17 protein-coding genes are annotated in these 24635 nt (G+C 62.7%); 4 read left to right on the top strand and 13 right to left on the bottom strand.

Annotated features, from left to right (window positions below; translation table 11 throughout):
• Window positions 1-30 precede the first annotated feature (30 nt).
• Genes C8K18_RS29220 through C8K18_RS29210 form a run of 3 tightly spaced genes read right to left on the bottom strand, consistent with a single transcriptional unit; the run spans window position 31 to window position 3699 of the window.
• Window positions 31-1098 carry an ABC transporter permease gene (locus C8K18_RS29220; protein ID WP_107710674.1) on the bottom strand — a complete coding sequence of 356 codons (1068 nt, stop codon included), beginning with the start codon at window positions 1096-1098 and terminating at the stop codon, window positions 31-33.
• On the bottom strand, window positions 1088-2629 hold the full coding sequence (locus tag C8K18_RS29215; protein ID WP_107710691.1) for a sugar ABC transporter ATP-binding protein: 1542 nt from the start codon (window positions 2627-2629) through the stop codon (window positions 1088-1090). Before C8K18_RS29215 ends, C8K18_RS29220 begins: the two co-directional genes overlap by 11 nt.
• 8 nt (window positions 2630-2637) lie before the next feature.
• Entirely contained in the window at window positions 2638-3699 is a 1062-nt protein-coding gene (locus C8K18_RS29210; RefSeq protein ID WP_165919881.1) for a sugar ABC transporter substrate-binding protein, read from the bottom strand.
• 282 nt (window positions 3700-3981) lie between these two features.
• Between C8K18_RS29210 and C8K18_RS29205 the strand changes: the two genes are divergently transcribed.
• The 3 genes from C8K18_RS29205 to C8K18_RS29195 all read left to right on the top strand — a co-directional run bounded on the left by C8K18_RS29205 (window position 3982) and on the right by C8K18_RS29195 (window position 8017).
• Entirely contained in the window at window positions 3982-4770 is a 789-nt protein-coding gene (locus C8K18_RS29205) for an IclR family transcriptional regulator (RefSeq protein ID WP_006047516.1), read from the top strand.
• A gap of 158 nt (window positions 4771-4928) precedes the next feature.
• Window positions 4929-5474, top strand: a complete 546-nt coding sequence (locus C8K18_RS29200) for a hypothetical protein (protein WP_006047515.1) — start codon at window positions 4929-4931, stop codon at window positions 5472-5474.
• A 656-nt stretch (window positions 5475-6130) separates the two neighbouring features.
• The gene (locus tag C8K18_RS29195) at window positions 6131-8017 is read left to right on the top strand and encodes a hypothetical protein (RefSeq protein ID WP_107710673.1); all 1887 of its coding nucleotides are present in this window, start codon (window positions 6131-6133) and stop codon (window positions 8015-8017) included.
• A gap of 129 nt (window positions 8018-8146) precedes the next feature.
• Here C8K18_RS29195 and C8K18_RS29190 read toward each other — a convergent pair whose 3' ends face one another.
• The 3 genes from C8K18_RS29190 to C8K18_RS29180 all read right to left on the bottom strand — a co-directional run bounded on the left by C8K18_RS29190 (window position 8147) and on the right by C8K18_RS29180 (window position 14448).
• A complete protein-coding gene (locus tag C8K18_RS29190) occupies window positions 8147-9871 on the bottom strand; it encodes a ShlB/FhaC/HecB family hemolysin secretion/activation protein (protein ID WP_258196214.1) in 1725 nt (574 codons plus the stop codon).
• A 189-nt stretch (window positions 9872-10060) separates the two neighbouring features.
• A complete protein-coding gene (locus tag C8K18_RS29185; protein WP_107710671.1) occupies window positions 10061-11893 on the bottom strand; it encodes a filamentous hemagglutinin N-terminal domain-containing protein in 1833 nt (610 codons plus the stop codon).
• Between the two features lie 164 nt (window positions 11894-12057).
• Window positions 12058-14448, bottom strand: coding sequence for a GNAT family N-acetyltransferase (locus C8K18_RS29180; RefSeq protein WP_107710690.1), 2391 nt, complete (start codon window positions 14446-14448; stop codon window positions 12058-12060).
• Between the two features lie 266 nt (window positions 14449-14714).
• On the opposite strand from C8K18_RS29180, the gene C8K18_RS29175 reads away from it, so the two are divergent.
• Window positions 14715-15584: a LysR substrate-binding domain-containing protein gene (locus tag C8K18_RS29175; protein ID WP_029967355.1), complete on the top strand. Its 870-nt coding sequence runs from the start codon at window positions 14715-14717 to the stop codon at window positions 15582-15584.
• Between the two features lie 148 nt (window positions 15585-15732).
• On the opposite strand, the gene C8K18_RS29170 is transcribed toward C8K18_RS29175, so the two are convergent.
• The 7 genes from C8K18_RS29170 to C8K18_RS29140 all read right to left on the bottom strand — a co-directional run bounded on the left by C8K18_RS29170 (window position 15733) and on the right by C8K18_RS29140 (window position 24598).
• Window positions 15733-17334, bottom strand: coding sequence for a peptide chain release factor 3 (locus tag C8K18_RS29170; RefSeq protein WP_006047510.1), 1602 nt, complete (start codon window positions 17332-17334; stop codon window positions 15733-15735).
• 537 nt (window positions 17335-17871) lie between these two features.
• Window positions 17872-19254, bottom strand: coding sequence for an MFS transporter (locus C8K18_RS29165; RefSeq protein WP_107710670.1), 1383 nt, complete (start codon window positions 19252-19254; stop codon window positions 17872-17874).
• 65 nt (window positions 19255-19319) lie between these two features.
• The gene (locus C8K18_RS29160; protein WP_107710669.1) at window positions 19320-20759 is read right to left on the bottom strand and encodes an NAD-dependent succinate-semialdehyde dehydrogenase; all 1440 of its coding nucleotides are present in this window, start codon (window positions 20757-20759) and stop codon (window positions 19320-19322) included.
• Window positions 20756-21793 (bottom strand): aldo/keto reductase, encoded by a 1038-nt coding sequence (locus C8K18_RS29155; RefSeq protein ID WP_107710668.1) that lies wholly within the window; start codon window positions 21791-21793, stop codon window positions 20756-20758. Before C8K18_RS29155 ends, C8K18_RS29160 begins: the two co-directional genes overlap by 4 nt.
• Before the next feature lie 62 nt (window positions 21794-21855).
• Window positions 21856-22380, bottom strand: a complete 525-nt coding sequence (gene fae, locus C8K18_RS29150) for a formaldehyde-activating enzyme (RefSeq protein ID WP_107710667.1) — start codon at window positions 22378-22380, stop codon at window positions 21856-21858.
• 599 nt (window positions 22381-22979) lie between these two features.
• Window positions 22980-23270, bottom strand: coding sequence for an H-NS family nucleoid-associated regulatory protein (locus C8K18_RS29145; protein ID WP_006047505.1), 291 nt, complete (start codon window positions 23268-23270; stop codon window positions 22980-22982).
• A gap of 128 nt (window positions 23271-23398) precedes the next feature.
• On the bottom strand, window positions 23399-24598 hold the full coding sequence (locus C8K18_RS29140) for a serine hydrolase (protein ID WP_107710666.1): 1200 nt from the start codon (window positions 24596-24598) through the stop codon (window positions 23399-23401).
• Window positions 24599-24635 lie beyond the last annotated feature (37 nt).

Below are 24635 nucleotides of genomic sequence, written 5' to 3'. Positions count from 1 at the left end.
TCTCCGTCAGGCCGTTGAATGAGCGTTGTGTTAGTTCTGGCCTTCGCCGCTCGCGAGGCGCGCCACCATCAGCGAGCCGAGGATGATCGCGCCGTAGATCGCCTGAATCCAGAACGACGGCACTTGCGCCAGAGTCAGCAGGTTTTGCACGACGCCGAGCAGCAGCACGCCGGAGAGCGCGCCGATCATCGTGCCCTTGCCGCCGTCGAGCGAAATGCCGCCGATCACCGCTGCCGCGAACACCGTAAAGATCATGCCGTTGCCCTGGTTCGCATTGATCGCGCCGACATAGCCGGTCACGATCAGGCCGCCAAGCGAAGCCAGCATGCTGCCGAGAATGAACACGCCCCACGTGATGCGCTCGACGCGAATGCCCGCCGCGCGCGCCGCTTCCGGATTGCCGCCGATCGCGTAGAGCGCGCGGCCGAGCCGGTGATAGCGCAGCATGAAGGCGGCGATCGCGAAGGCCACCGCTGCGAGCCACACCGACAACGGCAAGCCCAATACGATGGTGGTGGCGAGCGAGAAGAACGACGGCGGCATGTCGAACAGCGTGCCGCCCTTGGTCGCGCCGACGAGCATGCCGCGCAGCACGATCAGCATGGCCAGCGTGACGATGAAGGCGTTCAGCCGCAAACGCACCACCAGAAAACCGTTGATCGCGCCGACTACTGCGCCGACCGCGAGAATCGCCAGCAAGCCGGCCGCGGCGGGCCATTGCGTGCCGAATCCGGCGGAGGCGACCGGCATCACGAGCATCGCGCCCACGGCCGGCGCAATGCCGACCGTCGATTCCAGCGACAAATCGAATTTGCCCGTCAGCACGATCAGCGATTCGGCGAGCACGACAAGCGCGAGCGCCGCCGACGCGCCGAGCACGCTGATCAGATTCGCACGCGTGAGAAAGCTCGGGCTCACGAACGCGCCGATCACAATCAGCAGCACGAGCGCCGGCAACAGCGCGAGTTCACGCAAGCGGGCAAATTGCGAGCGTCCGCGTTTGCCGCGCAAAGCCGATGCAGATGCGGATGCGGACGCTTGCGCGTGGACCTGGGCCTGCGCCGCGCCGAACGCGGGACTGGGCACACTATTCTTCATGGAGACTTACTCCTTCAACGGATGCAATCAGATCCTGGTCCTGCCAGCCCGCGGGAAATTCCGCGGCGATACGGCCACGGAACATGACGAGAACACGGTCACAGGTGCGCAGATCGTCGAGTTCGCCGGACACGACCAGCACGGCCTTGCCTTCTTCGCGCACGCGATCCACGACGGAGAGCAGCGCTTCTTTCGATTTCACGTCGACGCCCGCCGTGGGGTCGATCAGCACCAGCACGTTGGGATTGGTGGCGAGTGCGCGCGCCATCACGACCTTCTGCTGATTGCCGCCCGAGAGGCCGGATACGACGTGCTCCGGTCCCTGAGCGACGATGCCGAGCGCGTCGATCATCTTCTGGCCGAACGCGTTTTTCTTTGCGGGCGTCGCGATGCCGAACTTGCCGAAGAGCCGCGCGATCGTCATCGACGCGTTTTCCGCGATCGATTGCGTCAACACGAGCCCTTCGTGATGGCGGTCTTTCGGCACGCAGCCGATGCCGTGCGCGAGCGCCGCGGGCACATCGCCGGGCGGCAGGCTCACGCCGTCCACGCTGATCGTGCCGCGCTTCGCCGCGCGCAGGCCGGCAATCGCTTCCGCCACGCTCGTGCGGCCGCTACTCGTCGCGCCGGTCAAGCCGACGACTTCGCCGCGCTTGACGGCGAACGACACGTCTTCGTAATCCGCGCCGCTGAGCCGGTCGACTTGCAGCGCAATCGCGGTGTCGGCGCGCAACGGTTCGCGCGCCGCCGCGTCCGCGACCAGAAGGCCGCCGCGTTCGCCCGTCATCGCTTCGATCAACTGTTCGCGCGGCAACGCGGAAACCGGCGCGCTGACGATATGCCGCGCGTCGCGCAACACCGTGACCGCCTGGCAAATCTCATACACCTCCTGCAGATGGTGCGAAATGAACAGGAAGGTCACGCCTTCGCGCTGCAGTTCCTCGATACGCCGGAAGAGCCGCTTGATTTCGTCGCCGTCGAGCTGCGCAGTGGGTTCGTCGAGGATGATGAAGCGCGCGCCGTACGACAACGCCCGCGCGATCTCGACGAGTTGCCGCGCCTCGACGCTCAGGTCGCCGGCGCGCGCGTCTTCACGCACGTCGATCTTCCAGTGGTCGAGCAAGGCGCGCGCGTCGCGGCGCATGGTTCGCCAGTCGATCACGCCGCCTCGCGACGGCTGCCGGTTGATGAACAGATTTTCCGCGACGGACAGGTCGCGAATGATCGTCGAATGCTGATAGACGCAGGCCACGCGCTCGCGCCATGCATCGCGGTCCGCGAGCGGCGGCGCGGGCTCGCCGTTAAAGCGCACGTCGCCGGTATCGGGCTTGCGCAAGCCGGTCAGGATCGACACGAGCGTCGACTTGCCCGCGCCGTTGCGCCCGACGAGCGCATGCGACTCGCCGGGCATCACGCGAATGCTCACGTCGTTCAGCGCCGCCGTCGAGCCGTAGCGTTTGGTGACCGACAATGCTTCGACCACCGAAGCAATTCGCGCGCGTGACGTGCGCTCGCTGATGTCGCCGCTCATGTCGCCGCTCATTTGACGGTATTGCCCCACAGCGCCTTGTCGTCGACATTCGACTTCGTGACGAGCGGCGCGGGCAACTGGTCTTCGAGGATGCCCGGCGCGAGCTGGATGATCGTGCTGCCGTGATCGGTCGGGCCCGGCTTGAAGGTCTGGCCGGCCAACGCCGCCTTGATGTAGTAGAGGCCGTACTTCGCGTACGAATCGGCGGGCTGCGACACGGTGGCGTCGATGTCGCCGCGGCGGATCGCGTCGAATTCCTGCGGAATGCCGTCGTTGCTGACGATCACGACGTGCTTTGCGTCGCCGGCCGGAAACAGCATTTGCTTGCGACGCAGCGTTTGCAGCGTCGGCGACAGATACACGCCGCCCGCCTGCATGTAGATCGCCTTCACGTCGGGATTCGCGGTAAGCAGGCTGTCGAGTCCGGTAGCCGCGACGTCGCCCTTCCAGCTCGCCGGAATTTCCAGCAGCTTCAAACCGGGAAAGCCCTTCAGGCATGAGCGGAATGCCTCGGAGCGGTCGCGTCCGTTCACCGAACCGAGGTCGCCCATGATCTGCACGACCTTGCCCGACTTCACGTGTTCGCCGATGTACTTGCACGCCTTCTCGCCGTACGCGTGATTGTCGGCGCGCACGACCATCGCGATCTTGCCTTGCGTCGGCGCGACGTCGACGGCGACGACCGGCACGTTGCGCGCCGTCGCGGCGTCGAGCGCGCGGCTGATCGCGGCGGAGTCGAGCGGGCCGACCACGATGCCCTTCGCACCCAGGTTCAACAGGTTGTTCATGTCGGTGATCTGCTGCACCGGATCGCCATTCGAATTCACCGGCGCGAGGATGTCGATGCCCATCTCCTTCGCGTACTTCGGCAGATAGTTGTTGTACGACTGCCAGAACGGCGACGTCAGCAGCGGCAGGCCGAGGCCGACCTTGCCCGCCTCGGCGGCCTGCGCAGCGCCGCCCAGACTCAAACCGGCGATGCACGCGGACGCGGCCACGGTGAAGAGCGACTGACGGTACGAACGGGAAAACAATTGGCGAGCCGGCTTCGGCTCTTTCGCGAACGACATGACTGTGTCTCCTGATATGCGTTGTTGAACTGCGTGAACCGGTCGTGGATGCCGGCACTTCGTCCTGCGCTTTCTTATGTGCATTGGCGACTCTGTGCGAATCTTGGCGTGCGCTCATTCACCAATGAACGTATTATTCATATACGGACTTTTCGAAGTCAAGCGAAGTGCACTGCACCAACCGTCCGTGTTTTCCCTGGACGCATCGGCGCGCACGGAGCGCGCTGCGGCACTTACACTCAAGCGCCACTTACTGAGAACAGCTCACGGAACTCGCTCACGATGGACGCAGAAGACAAGGACGATGCCGACCGTTATCGCGCGCCCGCGCTCGACAAGGGCCTCGACATCCTCGAGTTGCTGGCCGAGCAGAAGGAAGGGCTCACGCGCGCCGAGATCACGAAGCTGCTCGGGCGCAACGCGAGCGAGATGTATCGGATGCTCGAGCGTCTGGTCGCGCGGCAATACGTGGTGCGCTCCACGGGCGGCGACCGCTATTCGCTTAGCCTGAAGCTGTATGCGCTGGCGCATCGTCATCCGCCGATGAACCGGCTCATCTCGGAGGCGTTGCCGCTGATGCAACGTTTCGCCGATGCCGCCGAACAATCGTGCCATCTGGCCGTGTACGACCGCGGCAATCTGCTCGTCATCGCGCAAGTGGATGGACCGGGCACGTGGGGCATGTCGGTGCGGCTCGGTTCGCGCGTCGGTTTGATCGACACGGGCTCAGGCCGCGTGATGCTCGCGTTCCAGACCGTCGAACAGCGCGCGCAGATGCTTGCCGAGCACACCAAGGTCAAGGGCGAAGTGACGATAGACCGCGAGGCGCTCGAAGCCGCGTGCGAGCGGATTCGAGCGGCCGGTTTTTCGCAGAAGGACAGCCAGCAGACGTTCGGCGTGACCGACGTCACATTCCCGGTTCTCGGCCCGTCCGGCCAGGCGATTGCGGCGCTCACCTGCCCGTATCTGAAGCGTATCGACGAATATGTCGCGCCCACGCTCGCGGCCGCAACGACGCTGCTGCGCGAAACGGTGCAGGCGCTTTCGATGTTTCGCGAGCAGACGGTTTGAGGTGTGGTGGAAGTGCAGTTGAGATGTGCGTGGCGTGTGGTTGATGGAATTCGCGGCGGCACGTTCAGTTCGGGCCGCTCGCGTATATGGTTTAGAATGGCGGCCCTCTCAAAAAACGACGCCGCGTGAAGTCATTCGTGCGCATCCATCGATAAGCAATGGCGAAACTTCTGACCGACTCCGAATTCCAGCGTTTTTCCGAACTCCAGCAGAAGCAATCGAGCTTCACGATCACACCCGAAGAAGCCGACGAACTGCGCGACATCGTCGCTCATGCGCAGAAGCGCCGCGACGATCGCGCGGCGGCAATGCAGAGCATCGAGACTTTCATCCAGCAATTCGACATCAGCCCGGACGAGCTGTTTTCGCCGGAACAGATTGGCGAAGCGGCGCGCACCTATGGCCTGATTCCGGCGGCCAAGAAGGAGCGCGTGCTGCCGCCGTCGTTCACGTTCAACGGCAAGCCGTACCAATGGACGACGCGCGCGCTGCCGGACGACATTCGCGTGCCGCTGTTCGATGCGTTCAAGGCGGGGCAGTCGGTGAAGTCGTTTATCGCGACGCCGAAAGATGCGAACCGTTGCGCGGCGACGATCGCGCGTCTGGAGCGTGAAACCGGTGCGGTGTATGCGGATGCGTGGCTCGAAGAGTTGGCGGTGACGCGGGCGCAGGTTGATGAGGCGGCGGGGAAGTTGCCTGCCTAAATAATTGTTGGCCGGGCACCAGCGCGGTGGTGCCGGCTTGCTGATCTTGTCTTGTACAGATCATTGTCCTAGAGCGAGCACCTGCGCGGCTTGCTCTGCAATTGCCTTCTCATCTCCGCCTTTGGTGCGCTTTCCGCAACGCGAAAGCAACCGCCGCGCTGCGTCTCGTAGGGCGGCGTCTCATGTCTCGTGTCCGATCCGCTGCTCGCACTTCTGACGGCATACGCCGACAAACCACGCAGAAAAAGCCAGTCGCGCCCTACGCGCGTAGGAATGCAGAGAGCGGAAACTTCCGCCATTACACAAATTCGGCTGTAACGAATGGGTGACTCTTGTCACATGGCCCCGGATATTACAAACTCGTCAGTTCGCTTACAAATCGCCGAAATTAACTATCACAGTTGAGAGTAAGCCGCAGGAGGGATGACTCACCTTCTACGAGTTTGCCGAAAGCCAGGTTGCGTGGCCTCTACTTAGTTAGGATTCCAATCGACTCTTAGACTTTTGATGGAGACATGAGAGAAAGTCGAGGAAGCATCGGACGATCTGAAACGCGAGTGTTTCGAACAAGAACAATCCTATTCACTCACAATCCTTTTATCCTGATGATCAAAAATATTAGAAGGAGCCTGACGAGAAACATCGTTAGATGGCTCATGGCCGGCTCGCTCGCGGCATCTCTGGCTGCATGCGGCGCAGGCGACGGTGTGTCGTCCCAGCCCACGTCTACCGGAGCAAACACGGCGAAAAGCGCGAGCAAGACATCTCTGCAGACGCCGAAGTTCACGGAGGTGAAGTTGTCCTCTGCTGCGCGCGCCTCGACGAATGCCCCAATGTCATTTAGAGCGTCTCAGCTGAGCAGCGCTTCGCTGGGGGGTTATGTTGTTGCTCCGTGGATCTGGAACTCGCACCGGATCAACGTATGTTGGGAGAACGCAGCGGATTGGAATGAAACGCAACGTAAATGGGTCAGAGAAGCCGTAACCAGTACCTGGGACGCGAATTCGGACGTCACATTTGCCGACTGGACCCAGTGCCCCGACTATGAGCAGGGGCCGGTTTACTTGGGGATTCGACTGGTCTTCACGAGCGACAGTTCCAAAACAAGGAAGGCCGGCGAAGCAGGGATCCACTTTCAAAACAACGTCCAACTGCTGGGTGCGTTCGGAGGTTCGATATGTGCGAAATGGGACGATTCAAGAAACTGCGTGAAGTGGTTGCCTTGTTACAACTGGGACGACCTGGAGGTCTGCGTTAAGACAATCGCCGTGCACGAATTCGGCCATCTATTAGCGTTTGCTCATGAGCAGGATCGACCAGAAACGCCTCAATGGTGCAAAGATCTGCCGGAGGTCCTGCGCGAACCTAAGACAGCAGACGGCGTGGTCTTTGGACCTTGGGACCTGCATTCCGTAATGAACTACTGCAACCCCGATTGGATGGGCTTTGGCGTTTTGAGCCCGGGCGACGTCAGCCTCGTGCAAGCGTATTACGGAAAACCGGGAAGCAAAATTTATTCTGTATATACAGCTAATGATCCGCCCATCGTAGTGATCCAGGATAGTAAGACTTTCGACTATGCTGCGGACTACCTGACCATTCCCAATGCGGACGGCTTCGTGGTTCGTCATTTCGCGGCTACGCCCGACGGCAACAAAGTCGCATACACGCTGGTCAATCGGCAAAACCACAGCACGATGCTTGGCTACATCGATACGCACTCCGATACGCTAAAGCTTCAGAAAACGATCGCCGAAGAAATCGTGGACATGCAATTGTCCGGCGACAGCAAGTACGCCTATGTCATATGGCAGCAGGGTAGTACTACCGGACTTCGCGCCTACGACATGAGCACCCTGAATGTCGCCTGGAACCTGCCTATTGCGGGGGCTAAGCGAATCGCGGCACAACGTAATGTCTCCAGCCAGCGGCTCTATGTGGTCAAGAACGCAGGAACCGGTAGCGCGCAGTCGATCGCCGTGGTGGATATCAACTCGCACAGCCAGATTGCCAGCTACCCTGTCGGGACAACGCATTCGCAAGCGTTGCTGGTAGGTCTGACGCCCGACGAGAAGACGCTGTATCTCGCCGATCCGAGTACCGAAAATCAGCTCGTTCCGTTCATTGCCAACCTCGATACACAGTCTGGCCAATACAATGTTCTGCAGCCAATTACCCCCGCCGATGCCGGTGTTCACGATCTCCACGTGCTCGACAGCAACCAGGTTCTACTTGGAACGAATAAGCAAGGAATCGCACCGCTTGTTTACGATGTCGGCGCAAAGTCGTTCAAAGCGATAACCGACGGGATTCCGGACAATTGGTCTCTCCCGTTCGTCTATTCACCGGACGGCAAAACAGTGTTCACGATGGGCCAGTACTGGGACGACGGCATTCCGTATTACTCGTTCGTTCGCCTCGACAGTTATAGGTTGCAAATGGCGACTGCCCCCCCGATCTGGGCGGGCTCCAACCATCCGGTCTGGAGTGTCGGTTTCGGTCAAGACGTCGTGACTCGACCATTCGCGGTGATCTATCGCTGATGAGATCTTCACCGCGCAATTGTCACGCTGACGTTCTCTAACGTAAAAACGCCGTTCAGCCTCCCGGTTGAACGGCGTTTTTAACGAGTCGGCGCACGGCAACAAGCCAGCGCAATCGCGCGCTATTCCCTAAAACGTTGTGGAAACCGTAACCCAAGTCTGCTGACGAGCCGTGTGCGCCGGAGCGTGCCCTGCTCGCATCGCATAGCTCAGTTGCGCGGCCACGCGTTTGCCGCTGAAACTTGCGCCGATCCCGTAGCCTTGCAGTCTGACGCTGCCACCGGGTATGGGGCCGTCGCCGCGCGTTCTCCCTCGTGCATCGTCGTAGAAGATTTGCAGGGATGTACCGGGAATACTGCTGAAGGACTTGCTCGCGGCGACGGAAAACACGAACCCATCGTCCACCGAGGCCGCGTTCTGATCATAGGCGCGTACCGCCGATGGACCACCAAGCCCGAGCCGCTCTGAGCTATCGAGACTGCGGCTCGCCCATTGCCCGCGCATCTGAACGGACGCGCGAATGGTCGGCGTAATCGCCTGCACGTAGGCGAGCGCCGGCTCGGCCTTATAGAAGTCGAATCGTCGCCCGCTCAACGCAGCAACACTGCCCGAGTAGTCGGATTCTCTCTGCTTCGCCGTACCGCGACTGACAATCGCGCTGTATTGAATCGCGTTCGGGCGCTCGTCGAGCTGCCCGAGCATGGTGCCGTCGACGCGCACCGAAGCAAGAACGCTGCGCTCGTCGGTGCGAAGAATTTCGCCGAACTTTTCGTCGCTGGATCGTTTGAAGTTGAGACTGGCGCCCACGTCGAGACTCACGGTGCCTGAGCGAATCACGGGGTTCGTCCCGTAGAGACTGATTACATTGGCGGAACCCGTTCCCAGGCCCGCGAACGCTTCCCCGAGTTTGTAGTCGACGCGCGAGTATGCGATACCGGCTCGACTCGCACCTACGCCCGTGAGCAGGTCGTAGGAAACACGGCCCAGGCGGGTATGGCCATCTTCGCCCGCTTTGGTCTGCATGAAGCGAGGCGTCAGATAGGCTGTCGCCTGGAACTGATCGCCGAGTCCCAAGGTATTGTTGACGCCGCCTGTCACGCCTAGTCGGCGCCAGCCCGCTTGCCTGGAACCGGCGTTATCGATCACTGCGGCGCCGTAGAAGCGGTCGCCCGGCTCGACATCGACCGTGACAGTCGTGCCGCCTGTTTCCGTCCCGGCTGACAACGTAGGCGTTACCAATCCCACACCAGGAATTTCTTCGACCAAATGTGTATTACGCTCGATGTAGCGCAATGAAGACGCGCTCTCGTTCGCGCTTTCGAGAATCTCTCTTAGTCGGTCTGTCGCTACGTCAGATGTATTTCGGACCACGACCGACTCGACATGGCCCCGCGCGATCTGAAAGTGTATAACGCCGTCCGTCACCGTTTGCAGCGGGAGGATGACGCGAATAAGCGCGTCTCCATCGTGGTACAGAACTGCGGTTAGCGCATCGCGCACTACGCGCAATTGCGAAAGCGTGACATGACGCCCGCGCCAAGGCGCGAGAAACTCGTCGGCGCGTTGCTGCTCCTGCGCAGACAAGGCGCCACCAAAGTCGAAGGCATTGACAGAAAACGAGAACTCGCCGTTTTGAGACGCTTCGGGAAAAGGAGGTTGTACTGGAGCCACTCGATCAACACTGGGCTCGCCACCTAAGCCTCGTGTCAGTTCAGGATTTTGACGAAGCAGTGAGCCTGCGTTCGTCGGCTCATATGCATCGGCGGTAGCATGCCAAGCGGCCGCGCCAAGCAACGGCAACCATGCGGTGCGCAACAGACGATGCGGATACCGATATCGGGCAACGGTTTTCAAATCTGGTGCTTTGGGAGTGACGCGCCCGCAGCGGCTCGCCAAAGCCTGGCCGGCGCGCAAAGGTGAAGTATTGGTGGGCAGTGTGAGTTAGCGGATAGGAGAGACGCGGTTGGCGCCTCTCCCGTCTGTTGCTCCGCCGCAAGTTGCCGCGTGCGAGCACGCGATCACGCCGTCAAATCAAACGGACGGTTATAGGTTCGCCGACTTCGGCAGGATGCGAATGTTGTGGTCCGTGTTCTGCGTATTCGCCGGCAGATCGACTTCCTGAGCCGTCAGCCTACCGCCAAGGCGCGAGACACGGGCATCGATCGCGATCCGGTTGTCTGCGCGAATTGTGCCGGTCTCGACACTGGAGGCACTCAGCATGACGCTATCGCCCGCCATGGTGCGCGAGGAAACCTGCTGCGAAATCGAACTGTGTGCCTTTAGCGTGACGTTACCGTCCTGACTTGTCACGTTGCCAACCTGACGGAGACGCCCGCCGGCCATGACCGCCGCGCACGTCGCGTCGCTGGGACACGGCGGGTTATACAGTTTGGACTGAACCGAGATGTCGCCGTCCGCTTTAAGGTTACCCGCCAACGTGACATCGCCACCAGAAATGCTGATGGTCTTGGCATTGAGATTTGCGACACGAAGGTTGCCAGTGGCTGGTCGATCGGGCGCAAGCGACCCTGAGAACAATGTGAGGGATGTCGCGGCAGATGTTTTAACGCCATCGGACTGGGCGATATCCCCATGCCACGATTCAAGGAAAACCGAGCCGGTACTTGCGTTCACATTCGCATTCTGTTCCAGGCGCTCGGTACCGGATATGTGCACAAGGCTCCCGCCGTTCACCGGCGCGTTGATGCTGACAGTGCCGCCAGTAATCCCCACCTGGCCGGCGTTGATGGCGCTATTGATGGCAAGGGCACCGCCGTAAGCGCTGATATCGGCGATGGATGAAGCGACCCGGCCGTTGACTGAGACGTTGCCGCCGACGGTGTCAATTTCAACGGTGCCGTTAGCGGCTTCTATTTTCGCGCCAGAATTCACAGTTATGTCGTGACCCGCAGGAGCCCGGCCGCTAGTGGGTGCTGTGGATGGGTCGAATGGCACATATGTGGATGGCATTTGCCCCGTTACCCGAACCTTGCCGTCAGCCGTCAAGCGGCCACCCACAGTGACCTTCCCGTCACGCTCAGTACCAAGTACGATGGAGCCGCCCGAAGCTGGCGATGCGCGCGTCGCCTCGATCACCCCCGCATTGTGAACCACTGTGCCAAGCATCGCACCAGCAGCGGCTGCGGACAGCTTTACGTCGCCACCATCTGCAGCAATAACACCATAATTCGCGGCTAACGCATTCTGCGCTTCCCGACCAAGCGAGACCGAGATGCCGGAATCCCTAAGTACCATCGCCGCGCCATCGGCGGCGCCAAGCGTCACGTTTTTAGCGCGAATGGTGCCGTAGTTTGCCGCTTGAGGGCCCAACAGGATCACAGACTCCTGAGCGGTCAGCTGTCCGTTATTCGTTACTTGCCCTTGTCTGCCGCCAGCGGAAAGATTGAGGTATCGGTCTGGTTTGCCGTCCATATTCATGAACTGCTGATCATTCGCATCCAGCGTCGACGCCACCAGACTCCCAACATCCACTTTCGCGCTCTTGCCGAACACAACCCCGGCCGGATTCACCACGAACACGCGCCCGTTAGCCTTCAGCGTGCCGTCGATTTGGGTCGGATTCGCGGTAGTCACGCGGTTGAGCACAGCCGATGTAGCGCCCGGTTGATTGACAATCACCGACTGATCTTTGCCGATGTTGAAGTTCTTCCAGTTGACGATCATCTTGTCGCTCGACTGCGAAATCGTCGTCGTTTTGCCTTGCGTCTTGATCGCGCCGGCGCCCGCCGCTACGACACCGCCGTCCACGGCCCACGCAGTGCCCACGACTGCCATCAACATGGCTGGCAGCAGCGCCAGACGATAATTCGGCGCCACCCCGCGCCCGATTGGCTCGCGGATACATTTCTTATTCATTCGTTGACCTTTTAAGAGAGCTAACTAAATTTCTCACGCGAACGCTGAGCGTCGCACGGCAGGCGTTCCAGCAATTGAAGTCGGAACGTAACCGCGTCGTAAGATTGTAGGGATACTCTCAGCCGAAGAACTTGAAGAAACGTCCGAACCGATGTGTGCTTTCGTCATCGGATAGACGGCGTTTCGCTCTCGCCAGAGTCATCCAGCGCCATCCGAAACCCCACCACGCCCGGATCTTCCGTCGGCGTCATCGTGAAGCCGCTCGCCCTTGCGAGCGCGATCATCGCGGTGTTCTCGCGCAGCGCCTCGCCCACCAGCCAATGCGTGCCGCGTGCCCGCGCATACCGGATGATCCGGTCCGTCAGCAACCGCCCGAGCCGTCGCCCCTTCTGATCCGAGCGGATCGCCACCGCAAACTCGGCCGTTTCGTTATCGGGATCGGCAACCGCGCGCACCACGCCGAGCGTGCGCGAAACGCCGGCTTCGTCCCGCACGGTCGCGATCAGCGCCATTTCGCGGTCGTAGTCGATCTGTGTCATGCGCGCGAGCTGCGAATGATCGAAGCTGCCGACCGCGCCGAAGAACCGCAAGCGCAAATCCTCAGGCGTCATCGCTTCGACGAAATCGTGATGCGCGGCCTCGTCTTCCGGGCGAATCGGCCGCACGGTCACACGCAGACCTTCCCAGTCGAGCGTCTCTTCGAAACGGCGCGGATACGGCACGATCGCGAGCCGGCTGCGTTTCGCCGCAATGTTGACGATCGGCTCAAGCACCGCGACGTGATCGTCGTACACATTGAGCGTCAACGACAATCCGACGATCTCCTTCACATCGCACACCGCGTGCGACAGCGCCGTGAGCGCAGCGAGCGCCGGCTCGGGCGCGACGAGCCGCGCATAGGGCGACCGCGTGACGATGTCGCGCGCGAGAACCGGGTTCAACGGCGGCAGGCCGTACACGCGCAACGGCTCGGAGACAGCATCCGCGGATGGCGCCGTGAAGCGGAACACCGGGCCAAAGTTATCGTCGTCGTGAAGCGCGACCGCAATGCCGACTATCGGCTTGGCCTCATGCGCGCCGCCCGCTTCGTTTTCGACCCGAAGCCCGAACCGCTCCAATAGGCCCGCCGCGGCTTCGCCGGTTAGTTGGTGCTCACCTGCCGCGAGCGCCGCGCAAACCTGCGCTTGCGCGGCGTCGATTGCGTCGGGGACTTCGGCAGGCAAACCCTCCGGCGTCTGCATCAGCAATTCGCGCCCCATCCGATAATCGACGAGACGTGCGAACGCGCGGGCGAGCCGCTGCGGCGTCGTGTGAACCGGAATGCCTTGCGCGTGCAACGCATCGCGCGTAGCCGCGTCCACGCCGCCAAAGAAACAGGCGAGCAGACCGCGATAGGCGAACCGTTGATTCGCGATCAATGCCTGCGCGACCTCGTCGACCGGCGCGCTATGCGTCGATGCATGCACGACGAAAGCCGTGCCGGTGCCGCGATGTTGCGCCAGCAGCTTTAGCGCCGTGCCGAAATGCTCGGGACGCGCGTCGTCGCCGAGTTGCAGCGGATTGCCGCCCATCACGTTCGGCAACGCTTGCTGCAATGCCTGCGATGCTTCCTCCGGCCACGGCGCGAGCGTATCGCCGGCGGCGGCGAAGGCGTCGCAGGCGAGCGTCGCAAGGCCGCGGTCGCTCGTAATCAGCGTCGCCGTCGCGCCCGCCGCGACGCGGCCCACGCCGAGCGTCTCGATTTCGTCGAGCAGATCGTCGAGCGCGTCCACGCGGACCATGCCCGCGCGGCGGAACGCAGCGGTGTAAAGCGCGTCCGCCGGATCGGCGCGGCCCGAGCGCAGCGCGAGCACCGGCTTGTTGCGCGCCGCCGCGCGAGCCGCCGACATGAACTTGCGCGCCGCCCGCACGCTGTCGAGTTCGAGCAGAATCGCGCGCGTGCCGGGATCGCTCGCCAGATAGTCGAGGACGTCGCCCGCGTCGACATCAGCCTCGCCGCCCAGCGCGACCGCGTGCGAAAAACCGAGGCCGCGCGCGTGCGCCCAGCCGAGCACGGCATTGGTCAGCGCGTTCGATTGCGACACCCACGCGACGCCGCCCGCCTTCACCGTGCACGACGGCGCGCCGAAATGCGCGCGCAGCGCCGGCGACACGACGCCGAGACTACCCGGCCCGACGATCCGCAACAGATGCGGCCGCGCCGCCGAAAGCGCATGCCGCAACGCGAGCCGGTCGTCATCGCAGCGTGCTTCGCCGACGATAATCGCCGCGCGCGTGCCCAAGCCGCCGAGCTTGTGAATGATCGAAGGCCAGGTCGCGGGCGGCGTGCAGATCAGCGCGACGGTCGGCGCTTGAGGCAAGTCGCCGGCATCGGCGATCACGGCGTGGCCGTTGAGCGTGTGGTACTTCGGATTGACGGGCCACAGCGGGCCGTCGAAGCCGCCTTCCAGGAGCCGCGCCCACACCATCGCGCCGGTGCTGCCCGGCCGCTCGGAAGCGCCGATCACGGCGACGGATTTCGGTCGGAACAACGCGTCGAGATTGCGAACGGTCACAGGCGCTCCGCAGATGAAAGGGCGCGCCGCTCGGGCGTCGACGCGCGCGTCTTCGTCAGGATAGGCGAAGTGGAGCGATCGCGCGGCGCTTCTCGAACGCAAGCCTTGGCCGCCGTCAATCGACGCTTGATTAACGCGACCGCGCGCCGGGATTTTTTTAGCGTGCGCAGGCAAAATACCGCGCTTCAGTGCGACAATCGCAGACGATCCGCGCGCCTTCCCATCGGCCGCACTGCCCCGGATGTCAAAGAATCAGAAGGTGATGTATGCGACGCTTGCCATCGCTCATCGCGTTGCGCTTTTTCGAGGAAACCGCGCGCCACATGAGCTTTAACCGCGCGGCGAGCGCACTGTGCGTGACGCAAGGCGCCGTCAGCCGGCAGATCAAGCTGCTCGAGGAATCGCTCGGCGCGAAGCTGTTCGAGCGCGACCACAAGGGCATCCGTCTGACGCCGGTGGGCGTGCAGTTTCTGCCTTGCCTGTCCGACGCATTCGATACGATCGAGCGCGGCTTCCGTCAGATCACCGCGGCCAAGGGCCGGCGCCGTCTCGTGGTTGCCGTGCCGCCCACGTTCGCGACGCAGTGGTTCTCGCCGCGGCTCGGTTCGCTGGCCGACGAAATGCCCGACGTCGAATTGTCGATCCGCACTGAGCCCACCACGGACTGTCATTGCAATATCCGCTTTGGCCGGCACGCACTGGCCGATACGCATTCCGAATTGCTGATGACCGAGCGCCATGTGCTCGTGGGTGCGCCGAGGCTGCTCGGCGAGCCGCTCGACAGGCTGCTCGAACACATGCCCGCGCTGCATGTGCTGCACAACGACGCAAGGCTCGACCTATGGCCGAACTGGCTGGCCACGGCGGGGCTGCCGGCGCGTTACGCGGAAAACGGCATTGAATTCTCGACGCTCGAACAGGCGATTCGCGCGGCGCGCAAGGGCGCGGGACTGGCTATCGTCGACAGGAACATGATCGTCGAGGAACTCGCGGACGGCAGTCTTGCGCGCTTCTCGGATGTGGAAGTGGCCGGCCCGTTCGGCTACTGGCTCGACGTCGCGCCGCAGCACGCCGCGCTTGAATACGTGCAGGCGTTTGCGGCCTGGCTGCGGGAAGAAGTATTGAAGATGGGCTGATGAAGCGGTGGTGCGGCGGCAGTGCCCATGCAGGCAATGAGCCCGCAATAGAATTGAAAAAGCCGCGTGGGCATGACTGCACCACGCGGCTTTTTGTTGTTGCGTAAGTTTGTTACGTAAGCCGCTGTGAGCTCGCGGCCCGCCTGCGTTACATCGCCTTCTTGAACGGCGCGCCCGAATGCTCGCGCAACTCGTTGAACACGATCTTCGGCCACGCCTTTTGCGCGACTTCGATTTCCGAGACATGCGAAGCGAGATACGTCGGTGCGTCGGATGCGTCGAGCGCGATCCGCGCCGCGTATGAATCGGTGAAGCGACGCAGTTCGGCGGGATCGTCGCAAGTGACCCAGCGCGACATGCGGTAGCGCGCGGGCGCCATGCGCACATCGACCTTGTACTCAGTCGACAGCCGATGCGACACCACCTCAAACTGCAGTTGCCCGACTGCGCCCAGGATCATCAAGCCGCCCACTTCCGGACGGAACACCTGAATCGCGCCTTCCTCGCCGAGTTGCTTCAACGCTTCGCCAAGCTGCTTGGCGCGCATCGGATCAACGACTTCGACGGTCTGAAAAATTTCCGGCGCGAAGAACGGCAGCCCGACGAATTGCAGAGCCTCGCCTTCGGTCAACGTATCGCCGAGACTCAGCGTGCCGTGATTCGGAATACCGATGATGTCGCCCGGATACGCCTCGCTCACCGTCTCGCGCCGCTGCGACAGAAACGTCACCACGTTATTCGCGCGGAATGTCTTGTTGGAACGCGTCACCTTCACGGCCATGCCGCGCTCGAAACGCCCCGAACACACGCGGATGAACGCCACGCGGTCGCGGTGCGCCAGGTCCATGTTCGCCTGCACCTTGAACACGACGCCGGTGAACTTCGGCTCGTCGGGCATCACCGGACGCTGCACGGTCATGCGCATCGACGGCGGCGGCGCCAGGTCGACGAGCGCGTCGAGAATTTCCTTCACGCCGAAGTTGTTGATCGCGGAGCCGAACAGCACCGGCGACTGCTGACCGGCAAGAAACTGCTCGCGGTCGAAATCGGGCGTCGCGCCGGTAATCAGGTCGATCTCTTCCTTCGCCTTCACCCAGCTTTGGCCGAAGCGGCGTTCGCCTTCCTCGCTGCTCAGCGCTTGCAGCGTTTCGACGTCGCCGCCCGCCTTGTCTTGCCCGGCGCGGAACACGCGAACCTGATCGCGCTGAATATCGTAGACGCCCTGGAATTCCTTGCCCATGCCGATCGGCCACGTGAACGGCACCGCCGCCACGCCCAGATGCTGCTCGATCTCGTCGAGCAGGTCGAGCGGCTCGCGCACTTCACGGTCGAGCTTGTTGATGAACGTGACGATCGGCGTCTTGCGGCTGCGGCAGACTTCGAGCAGCTTGAGCGTTTGCGCTTCGACGCCGTTCGCGCCGTCGATCACCATCACCGCGGCATCGACCGCGGTCAGCACGCGGTACGTGTCTTCGGAGAAGTCTTCGTGGCCCGGCGTGTCGAGCAGGTTGATCACCGCGTCGCCGTACTCGAACTGCATCACCGAGCTGGCCACGGAAATGCCGCGCTGCTTTTCGATCTCCATCCAGTCGGATGTCGCGTAGCGATTGCTCTTGCGGCCCTTCACGGTGCCGGCGATCTGAATCGCGCCCGAGAACAGCAGCAGTTTTTCGGTCAGCGTGGTCTTACCCGCGTCCGGGTGGGAAATAACCGCGAAGGTGCGGCGGCGTTTGAGTTCGGAGACTGACATCGGGTCTGGCGGTCACGGATAGGGGTTCGGCGGTCTTCGGAAGCGGCTGGCTTCCGGGCTGCCGCGCGTGGCGCGGCGGCGTCGAGCTGCGGGAGTCGGGTCGGGAACCCGCATCACTATGGCAACCGGGCCGCGTCGGAAAACAGGTCGGGAACGAGCGTTCGACAATACGGATAATCGCCAGCGCAGAACAGCGCAGGGAACGAATGATACACGCCGGGGCGCCGGACGTGGGAAAGCCGCCCGCGAGGGGCGGCTGTCTGGGGAGGGGGATTGGGGAGGCGGAGAGTGCGTTAGGTCGTTGCAGTGGTCCGCGGGCGGTCGTGCCTTCGTGCCGTAGTGGTCGCCGTGGCGAGCGGAACTTGGCGGCGGGCGCCGGGCAGTTCGCGCGCGGTTCGAGGTTCGAGGTTCGAGGTTCGAGGTTCGAGGTTCGAGGTTCGAGGTTCGAGGTTCGAGGTTCGAGGTTCGAGGTTCGAGGTTCGAGGTTCGCGGTTCGCGGCGCCCGGCTTCCGGCTCCCCGCTCCCGGCAAATACGCCCTACCCGCCGCTCGCCTGGTTCAACGTCAAATGCTTCGTTTCAGGCGCCCACGCGATCGACACAACCATGCCGACGAGCAGCACCGCCGCCAGCACCATCATCGTGACGTGAAACCCGAAGCCGGCAATGCCGAGCGGCAGCAGGAACGTACCCACCGCCGAGCCCAGCCGGCTGCACGCAATAGCCAGCCCGACGCCGCACGCGCGCACTTCGGTCGGAAAGCACTCCGGCGGGAACACGCCGACAAGATTCGAGAACGCCGACATGGTCAGCGTGAAAATGCCGAACGCGACGATCATCGCGAGCGTCGCCGACTCCGGCAGCACGCTCAACGCGATCAGCGAAACGCACGTCACCGCAAACGAGCCGATCAGGAAAACACGCCGCGACAGCTTGATGGTCAGCCAGATCCCAATCAGTGCGCCAAGCACCAGAAAGCCGTTCAGCAGCAGATCCGCGCCTGAATCGTTGTTCAGGTGAATCGCCTTCAGGATGGTCGGCAAGAACGTGTAGATCGCGAAGTACGGAATGACGAGACACACGAAAAACGCGCAGTTGAAAATCGTCCGGCGAATCAGGTCTTTTTCGAAGAGACGCATGAACCCGCTAGCCGTTTGCGCGTGTTCGTCGTGCACGCCGTCGAGCGTCACGTTTTCGCCAAAGTGCTTCAGCACGACCGACTTCGCCTCCGCAACGCGGCCCTTGCCGAGCAGCCAGCGCGGCGACTCCGGCGTGCCCATGCGCGCGACCAGCACGATCACCGCAGGAATACCCGCTGAAGCAAGCAACCAGCGCCACGCATCGGGCGACGCATCGGCGTAATGCATGCCCAGCACGTTTGCGACCACATAGCCGACGGTCCATATCACGCTGAACGACCCAAGCAATGTTCCGCGATGCTTGCGCGGCGAGAATTCCGCGAGAATCGCATGTCCGACGGCGAAGTCGCCGCCCATGCCGAAGCCGATCAGCACGCGCAGCAAGCACAGTTCGAAAGGCGAGTGCACGTAGAACTGCGCGAACGCAGCCACGGTGATGATGACAAAGCTCATCAGGAAAATTTTTTGCCGACCGAGCCGGTCCGACAGCCAGCCGAACACGAGGCTGCCGAGAAAAATGCCCATCAGCGCGGAGCTGCCGATCATGCCCATCCAGAAGGCGTCGATCGGCATCTGACGATTCATCGCGGCGAGCGCGTAGCCGATGGTGCCGAGCGCGAATCCCTCGGTGAAGTGCGCGCCGAACGTGAGGCCCGCAATCTTGACGTGAAAGGCGTTCAGCGGCACGTCGTCGATGGAAACGGCGCGCGTCGCGGACGACGCCGCAGCGGGGAACGCAGGCGCGAGGCCGAGCGCACTTGCCTGGATATCCTGATTATTCATCTTGTCTCCTGTGATTGTTCTGAGCGGCGGATGCCGCGTAACGGCATCCGCCAACGGTCTAACGATCAGCGCCCCAAGCCGCCCATCATCATGTACTTAAGCTCGGTGTATTCATCGAGTCCGTACTTCGACCCTTCGCGGCCAAGGCCCGATTGCTTCACGCCGCCAAACGGCGCGACTTCGGTGGACAGAATCCCTTCGTTAATGCCGACCATGCCGCTTTCGAGCGCCTCGCCGACACGCCACGCGCGCGCCAGATCGCGCGTGTACAGATACGCGGAGAGTCCGAACGGCGTTGCGTTGGCAGCGGTAACGGCTTCGTCTTCGGTCTTGAAGTGAAAGCACGCGGCGACCGGCCCGAAGGTTTCTTCTTGCGCGATCAGCATCGAACTGGATGCATCGACGAGAACCGTCGGCTCATAAAAGGTGCCGCCCAGCGCGTGCCGCTTGCCGCCGGTCAACACCTTGGCGCCCTTCTGCAATGCGTCGGCGACGTGCGCTTCGACCTTGCTCAACGCAGCCTGATTGATCAGCGGACCCTGTTCGACGTCGCCTTGCAACGCGTCGCCCACGCGCATCTTGCGCGCGGCCTGTGCGAGTGCCTGCGTGAACGCATCGTAGACGCCGTCCTGCACATAGAAGCGATTAACGCACACGCAGGTTTGCCCGGTGTTGCGAAACTTTGAAGCCATCGCGCCTTGCACGGCGGCGTCGATGTCGGCATCGTCGAAAACGATGAACGGCGCATTGCCGCCAAGCTCGAGCGAGAGCTTTTTCAACGTATCCGCCGACTGCTTCGCGAGCAATTTGCCCACGCGCGTCGAGCCCGTGAACGACAGCTTGCGCACCACGTCCGATTCGGTCAGCGCGCCGCCTATCGCGGCGGCATCGCCGGAAACGATGTTGAACACGCCCGGCGGAATGCCCGCTTTCGCGGCCAGCACGGCCAGTGCAAGCGCGGACAACGGCGTTTCTTCCGATGGCTTGAGCACCATCGTGCAACCGGCCGCGAGCGCGGGACCGGCCTTGCGCGTGATCATCGCGAGCGGGAAATTCCACGGCGTGATGGCCGCGACGACGCCCACGGGTTCGCGCGTCACGATGATCTTCGCGTTCGGATTCGGGCTCGGAATCACGTCGCCATAGGCGCGCTTCGCTTCCTCCGCGAACCATTCTAAAAAGCTCGCCGCATAGCCGACTTCGCCGCGCGCTTCCGCAAGCGGCTTGCCTTGTTCGCGCGTCAACAGCTCGGCCAGCGCATCGCAATGCTCGAGCATCAACTCGCCCCAACGCCTGACGCGCGCGCCACGCTCTTTCGCGGTCAACAAGCGCCACGCGGAAAGCGCACGCTCGGCAGCAGCAATGGCTTGCGCCGTCTCCGCCGCGCCGCCCTTCGCGACTTGCGCGATCACTTCGCCTGTCGCGGGATTGCGGACGGGATAGGTCTCCGCGCTTTCACACCACTCGCCGCCGATGTAATGTCCGGTTCGAAGAAGTTCGCTCATGCCGCTTTCTCCAGGTTTTCGACGAACGCGCCTTGAGCAAGCCGCGGCTCGCGCGCAATGCGCTTGCCCGCGGTGTAATCGTTGATCAGATCGCACGGTGTGTAATTGCGTTCCAGTTCGAACAGCTCATCGTCGGAGAGCGTCGTGCCGAGCGCGGCGAGCGCGCTGTCGAACTGCGCCGGCGTATCGGCGCCGACCAGCATGCTCGCTACGCCTTCGTGGTTGAGCACCCATGCCTGCGCGATCTGCGCAGCGGACACGCCGCGCCGCGCGGCGACGCGCGCGACCGACGCCGCGATTTCGCGCGACACGTTATCGCCGTACATTTGCGCGGTGAAGGAGTCGGTCTGATTGCGCGTCGAGTTGGCGTCGCTCGTCAACAGGCCGCGCGCGAGCGGACTGAATACCGACACACCGACGCCCTGATCCTGGCAATACGGGATCATCTCGCGCTCTTCTTCGCGATACGCCAGATTCAACTGCAACTGCATGTTGATCGGCTTATGCCAGCCGTTGCGCTCGCAGACCTGCATGATCTTCGCGAACTGCCACGTGTACATGGTCGATACGCCGATATAGCGCGCCTTGCCCGCGCGAACGATATCGTTCAGCGCACTCATGGTTTCCTCGACCGGCGTGTTCACGTCGAAGAAATGCAGCATGTAGATGTCCACGTAGTCCATGCCGAGGCGCGCGAGCGAGCCGTCGATGCCGTCCATGATGTGCTTGCGCGAATGGCCGCCGGCGTTCTGATAGACGCCCATGTCGTAGCCGACCTTCGTCGTCACGACGATTTCCTCGCGGCGCGCGAGGCGCTTCAGAATGCGGCCCACGACTTCTTCGCCGACGCCCGTCGAATAGAAATCGGCGAGGTCGATGAAATTGACGCCGGCTTCGAGCGCGTGTCGAACGATGGGCTCGCTGCGCGCTTCGTCGAAAATCCAGGGCTTCCAGTGCGGCGTGCCCATGTTCATCGTGCCGAGGCACAAGCGCGAAACCTTCAGGCCGGATTGGCCGAGGCGAATGTATTCCATGAAACCTGTCTCCTTGTAGTTCGGATGCGGCGCGTGCAGTCGACGCCGCGCTCAGCGTGTGGTCAGCGTTGTTTCGGCGTGTAGAAGGGATTCGGGACGTCGCGCGCGGCCGCGAACACTTCGTCGCGATGCGGCAGGCCTTTCATCGCCGCGACAATGGCGTTCCTGCACGCGCGGTAGTTGTTTTCGAAGACGGCGTCGAGGTCGTCGGTGGCCGGATTGACCCAGTTCGCCGATACGACCACCCAGTCGTTCTCCGCTTCGGCCGGGAGCGTGCCGTTCTCGAGCGACTCGGCCACTGCCTTCGCGATGCCCGCCTGCGACGCGCCCCACGTCGCGTTGCCGTGAAACTCGCTGCCGATCTGCGCCTTGTTCACGTAGAGCGTCAACGGCTTGGTCGGCACGCCCGGCCGCGCGATGACGACGAACGGCGCGTGACCCGCCGAAGGCGTCGCCAGCGCCGTCGCGAACGCTTGCCCCGCAGGACCGTTGCGTGGGCCGACCAGCACGTTGATATGCGCGAGGTTCACGCCCGGCCCTTCGAATCCTTCGCCGATAAAGAGTTGTTTGTCCGCCGATACGCTCATGGTCTTTCCGTCGAGTTAAGTGGATGACCGATTGTGGCGTTCGGCGTCCGCGACCATGTATCGATGAGTTTTGATCCGGGGTATGAGGCGAACTCAACTCCGGGTTTGTCCCGACGAGTGCGCACGAACGTTACGACGCATCGCGTTGCCGGTGACGACGCGCGCAAAGGTGAGGGTTTTCGGGACTAGCAGCGACGAGGCGTGGAGGACAGCGAAAGGTGAGCATCCGCGAAGTGCTTATTGCACCGACGATACCGCGCGACCCGCGCACCGACGCCTATCCGCGAAAGACCGACGGACGCAGCCGGAGCTTCGCCGGATTCTTCGCACAGCCTGGGAATGCCCGCCAGCAAAGGCTGGCGCGGGTTTGCGGCGCGTCGGTGAGACCCGATGCTTGCGCGGGGCTCACCTCGCGGCCGGTGCGCGCCGCAGAGAAACCAGGCTCACCGAAGCAATGCCGCCAGGTGCAAGCCGCCGGTTTCTATTCACCAGTCGAATCGGGAATTTGAAGCAAAGGTGAGCGTTTTCGGGACTTGCGCAGCGGTGCGAAAAAAGCCGCGGGCATCGTCACCTGAGAGTGATGGATCACGCAATGCGCGCTACGCGTCGATCAGATAACGATCGCGATTCTTGCCCGCAAGCCAGCCCGGCGAACGGCCACGCCCGCTCCACGTCTCGCCGGTTTTCGGATTGCGATACTTGGCGACTGCAGCGCCTTTGCTCGCCGCCGTACGAGTTTTCGCGAAGCCGAGTTCCTCGGCCGTCAGGTCGTACTCGGCAATCTTCTGCTTGATGTCGGCGATCGCCTGCGCGATCTCCTTTTCGCGAGCCGCCGCGACTTCCTTGTGAAGCTTTTCGAGCTGAGCGGTCAACTGCTTGTAAGAGGCCATGACGAAATGCTCCCATTGATTGTGGCGGACCGACATGCGGACGCTATCAGACCAAAAAACGCTGGAAAGAGAAAGCCCGTCATCGTGCGGCGCTTGAACGAGCGGCGGACCATCGGCGAGGCGCGCGCTCAATCATCAATTGCATCGTACACGCGACGTTCGAAGTCGACTGCCATGGGAAACGGATCGATTGAACGGCGCTGAATCAGCACGACGCCGATAAGATCTTCCACCGGATCGGCGAACCAGCTCGTGCCAAAAGCGCCGGGCCAGCCGAAAGAGCCGATCGAACGATAGCCTTGCGGCAACTGCTGCGCGGGATCGTCGACGATCGACAAGCCGAGGCCAAAGCCCTGACCCGCCCACATCGCATGACCGAACGCCGGCAGGCGGCGCTGCTCGCGCGTCAGAAAGTTCGAACGCATCAGATCGACCGAGCGATGCGAGAGCAAGCGCGTGTCGCCGACGCGTCCGCGCCGCAACAGCAACTGCGCGAATTGCAGATAGTCCTGCGCGGTCGAAACGAGCCCGCCGCCGCCGCTTTGAAAGCGCGCCGGGTTCGCCCAACGGCTCGCCGACGCGTGATCCTCGACCACGCGCCGACGCGTGCCGGCATCGACGCCATAGGCGGTGGCAAGGCGGGCGAGCTGCGGCTCGGGCACCCAGAAAGCGGTGTCACGCATGCCGAGCGGCTCGAAAATCCGCGTGCGGAAAAACTCGCCCAGCGGCATGCCGGTCACTCGTGTGATCAATGCGCCGAGCACGTCGGTGGCGACGCTGTAGTGCCAGCGCGAGCCGGGCTGAAACATCAATGGCAATTCGGCGATGCGCGCGAGCCACGCGCTCACATCGCCGCGCGCGTCGAGACCGTTGAAGGCGGCCGCATAGGCTTCGGCTAGCGGCCCGGTCGCCGTGAAGTGATAAGCGAAGCCCGCGCGATGAGTCAGCAAGTCGAGCACGGTCAGCGGCTTGCGCGCCGGGTCGGTTTGATCGAGCGGGCCGCCGGGGTCGCGCAGCACGCGCGGCGCGGCGAATTCAGGCAGCCACTGCGCGATCGGCGCGTCGAGCGTGAGCCGGTCTTCTTCCACCAGCATGAGGATGGCGGCGCTCGTCACCGGCTTGGTCATCGACGCGATGCGAAACAGCGTATCGCGCTCCATCGGCAATGACACGGCTTCGTCGCGCAGACCGAGCGCCTCGAAGTATGCGGTTGCGCCGCGCCGCCAGACGAGCGCGACGACGCCGGCCACATCGCCTCGTTCGACGTAGCCCTGCAACGTACCCGTCAGCACCGCGAGCCGAGGCGATGAAAATCCCACTGCTTGCATATCGATGTTGTCCGGCCTGGCTTCGTCGATGGATCGT

The organism is Paraburkholderia sp. GV068 (assembly GCF_003058125.1).
GTDB classification, from domain to species: domain Bacteria; phylum Pseudomonadota; class Gammaproteobacteria; order Burkholderiales; family Burkholderiaceae; genus Paraburkholderia; species Paraburkholderia graminis.
The sequence above is the reverse complement of the archived record's forward strand: the minus strand, read 5'-3'. Positions and strand labels throughout refer to the sequence as shown.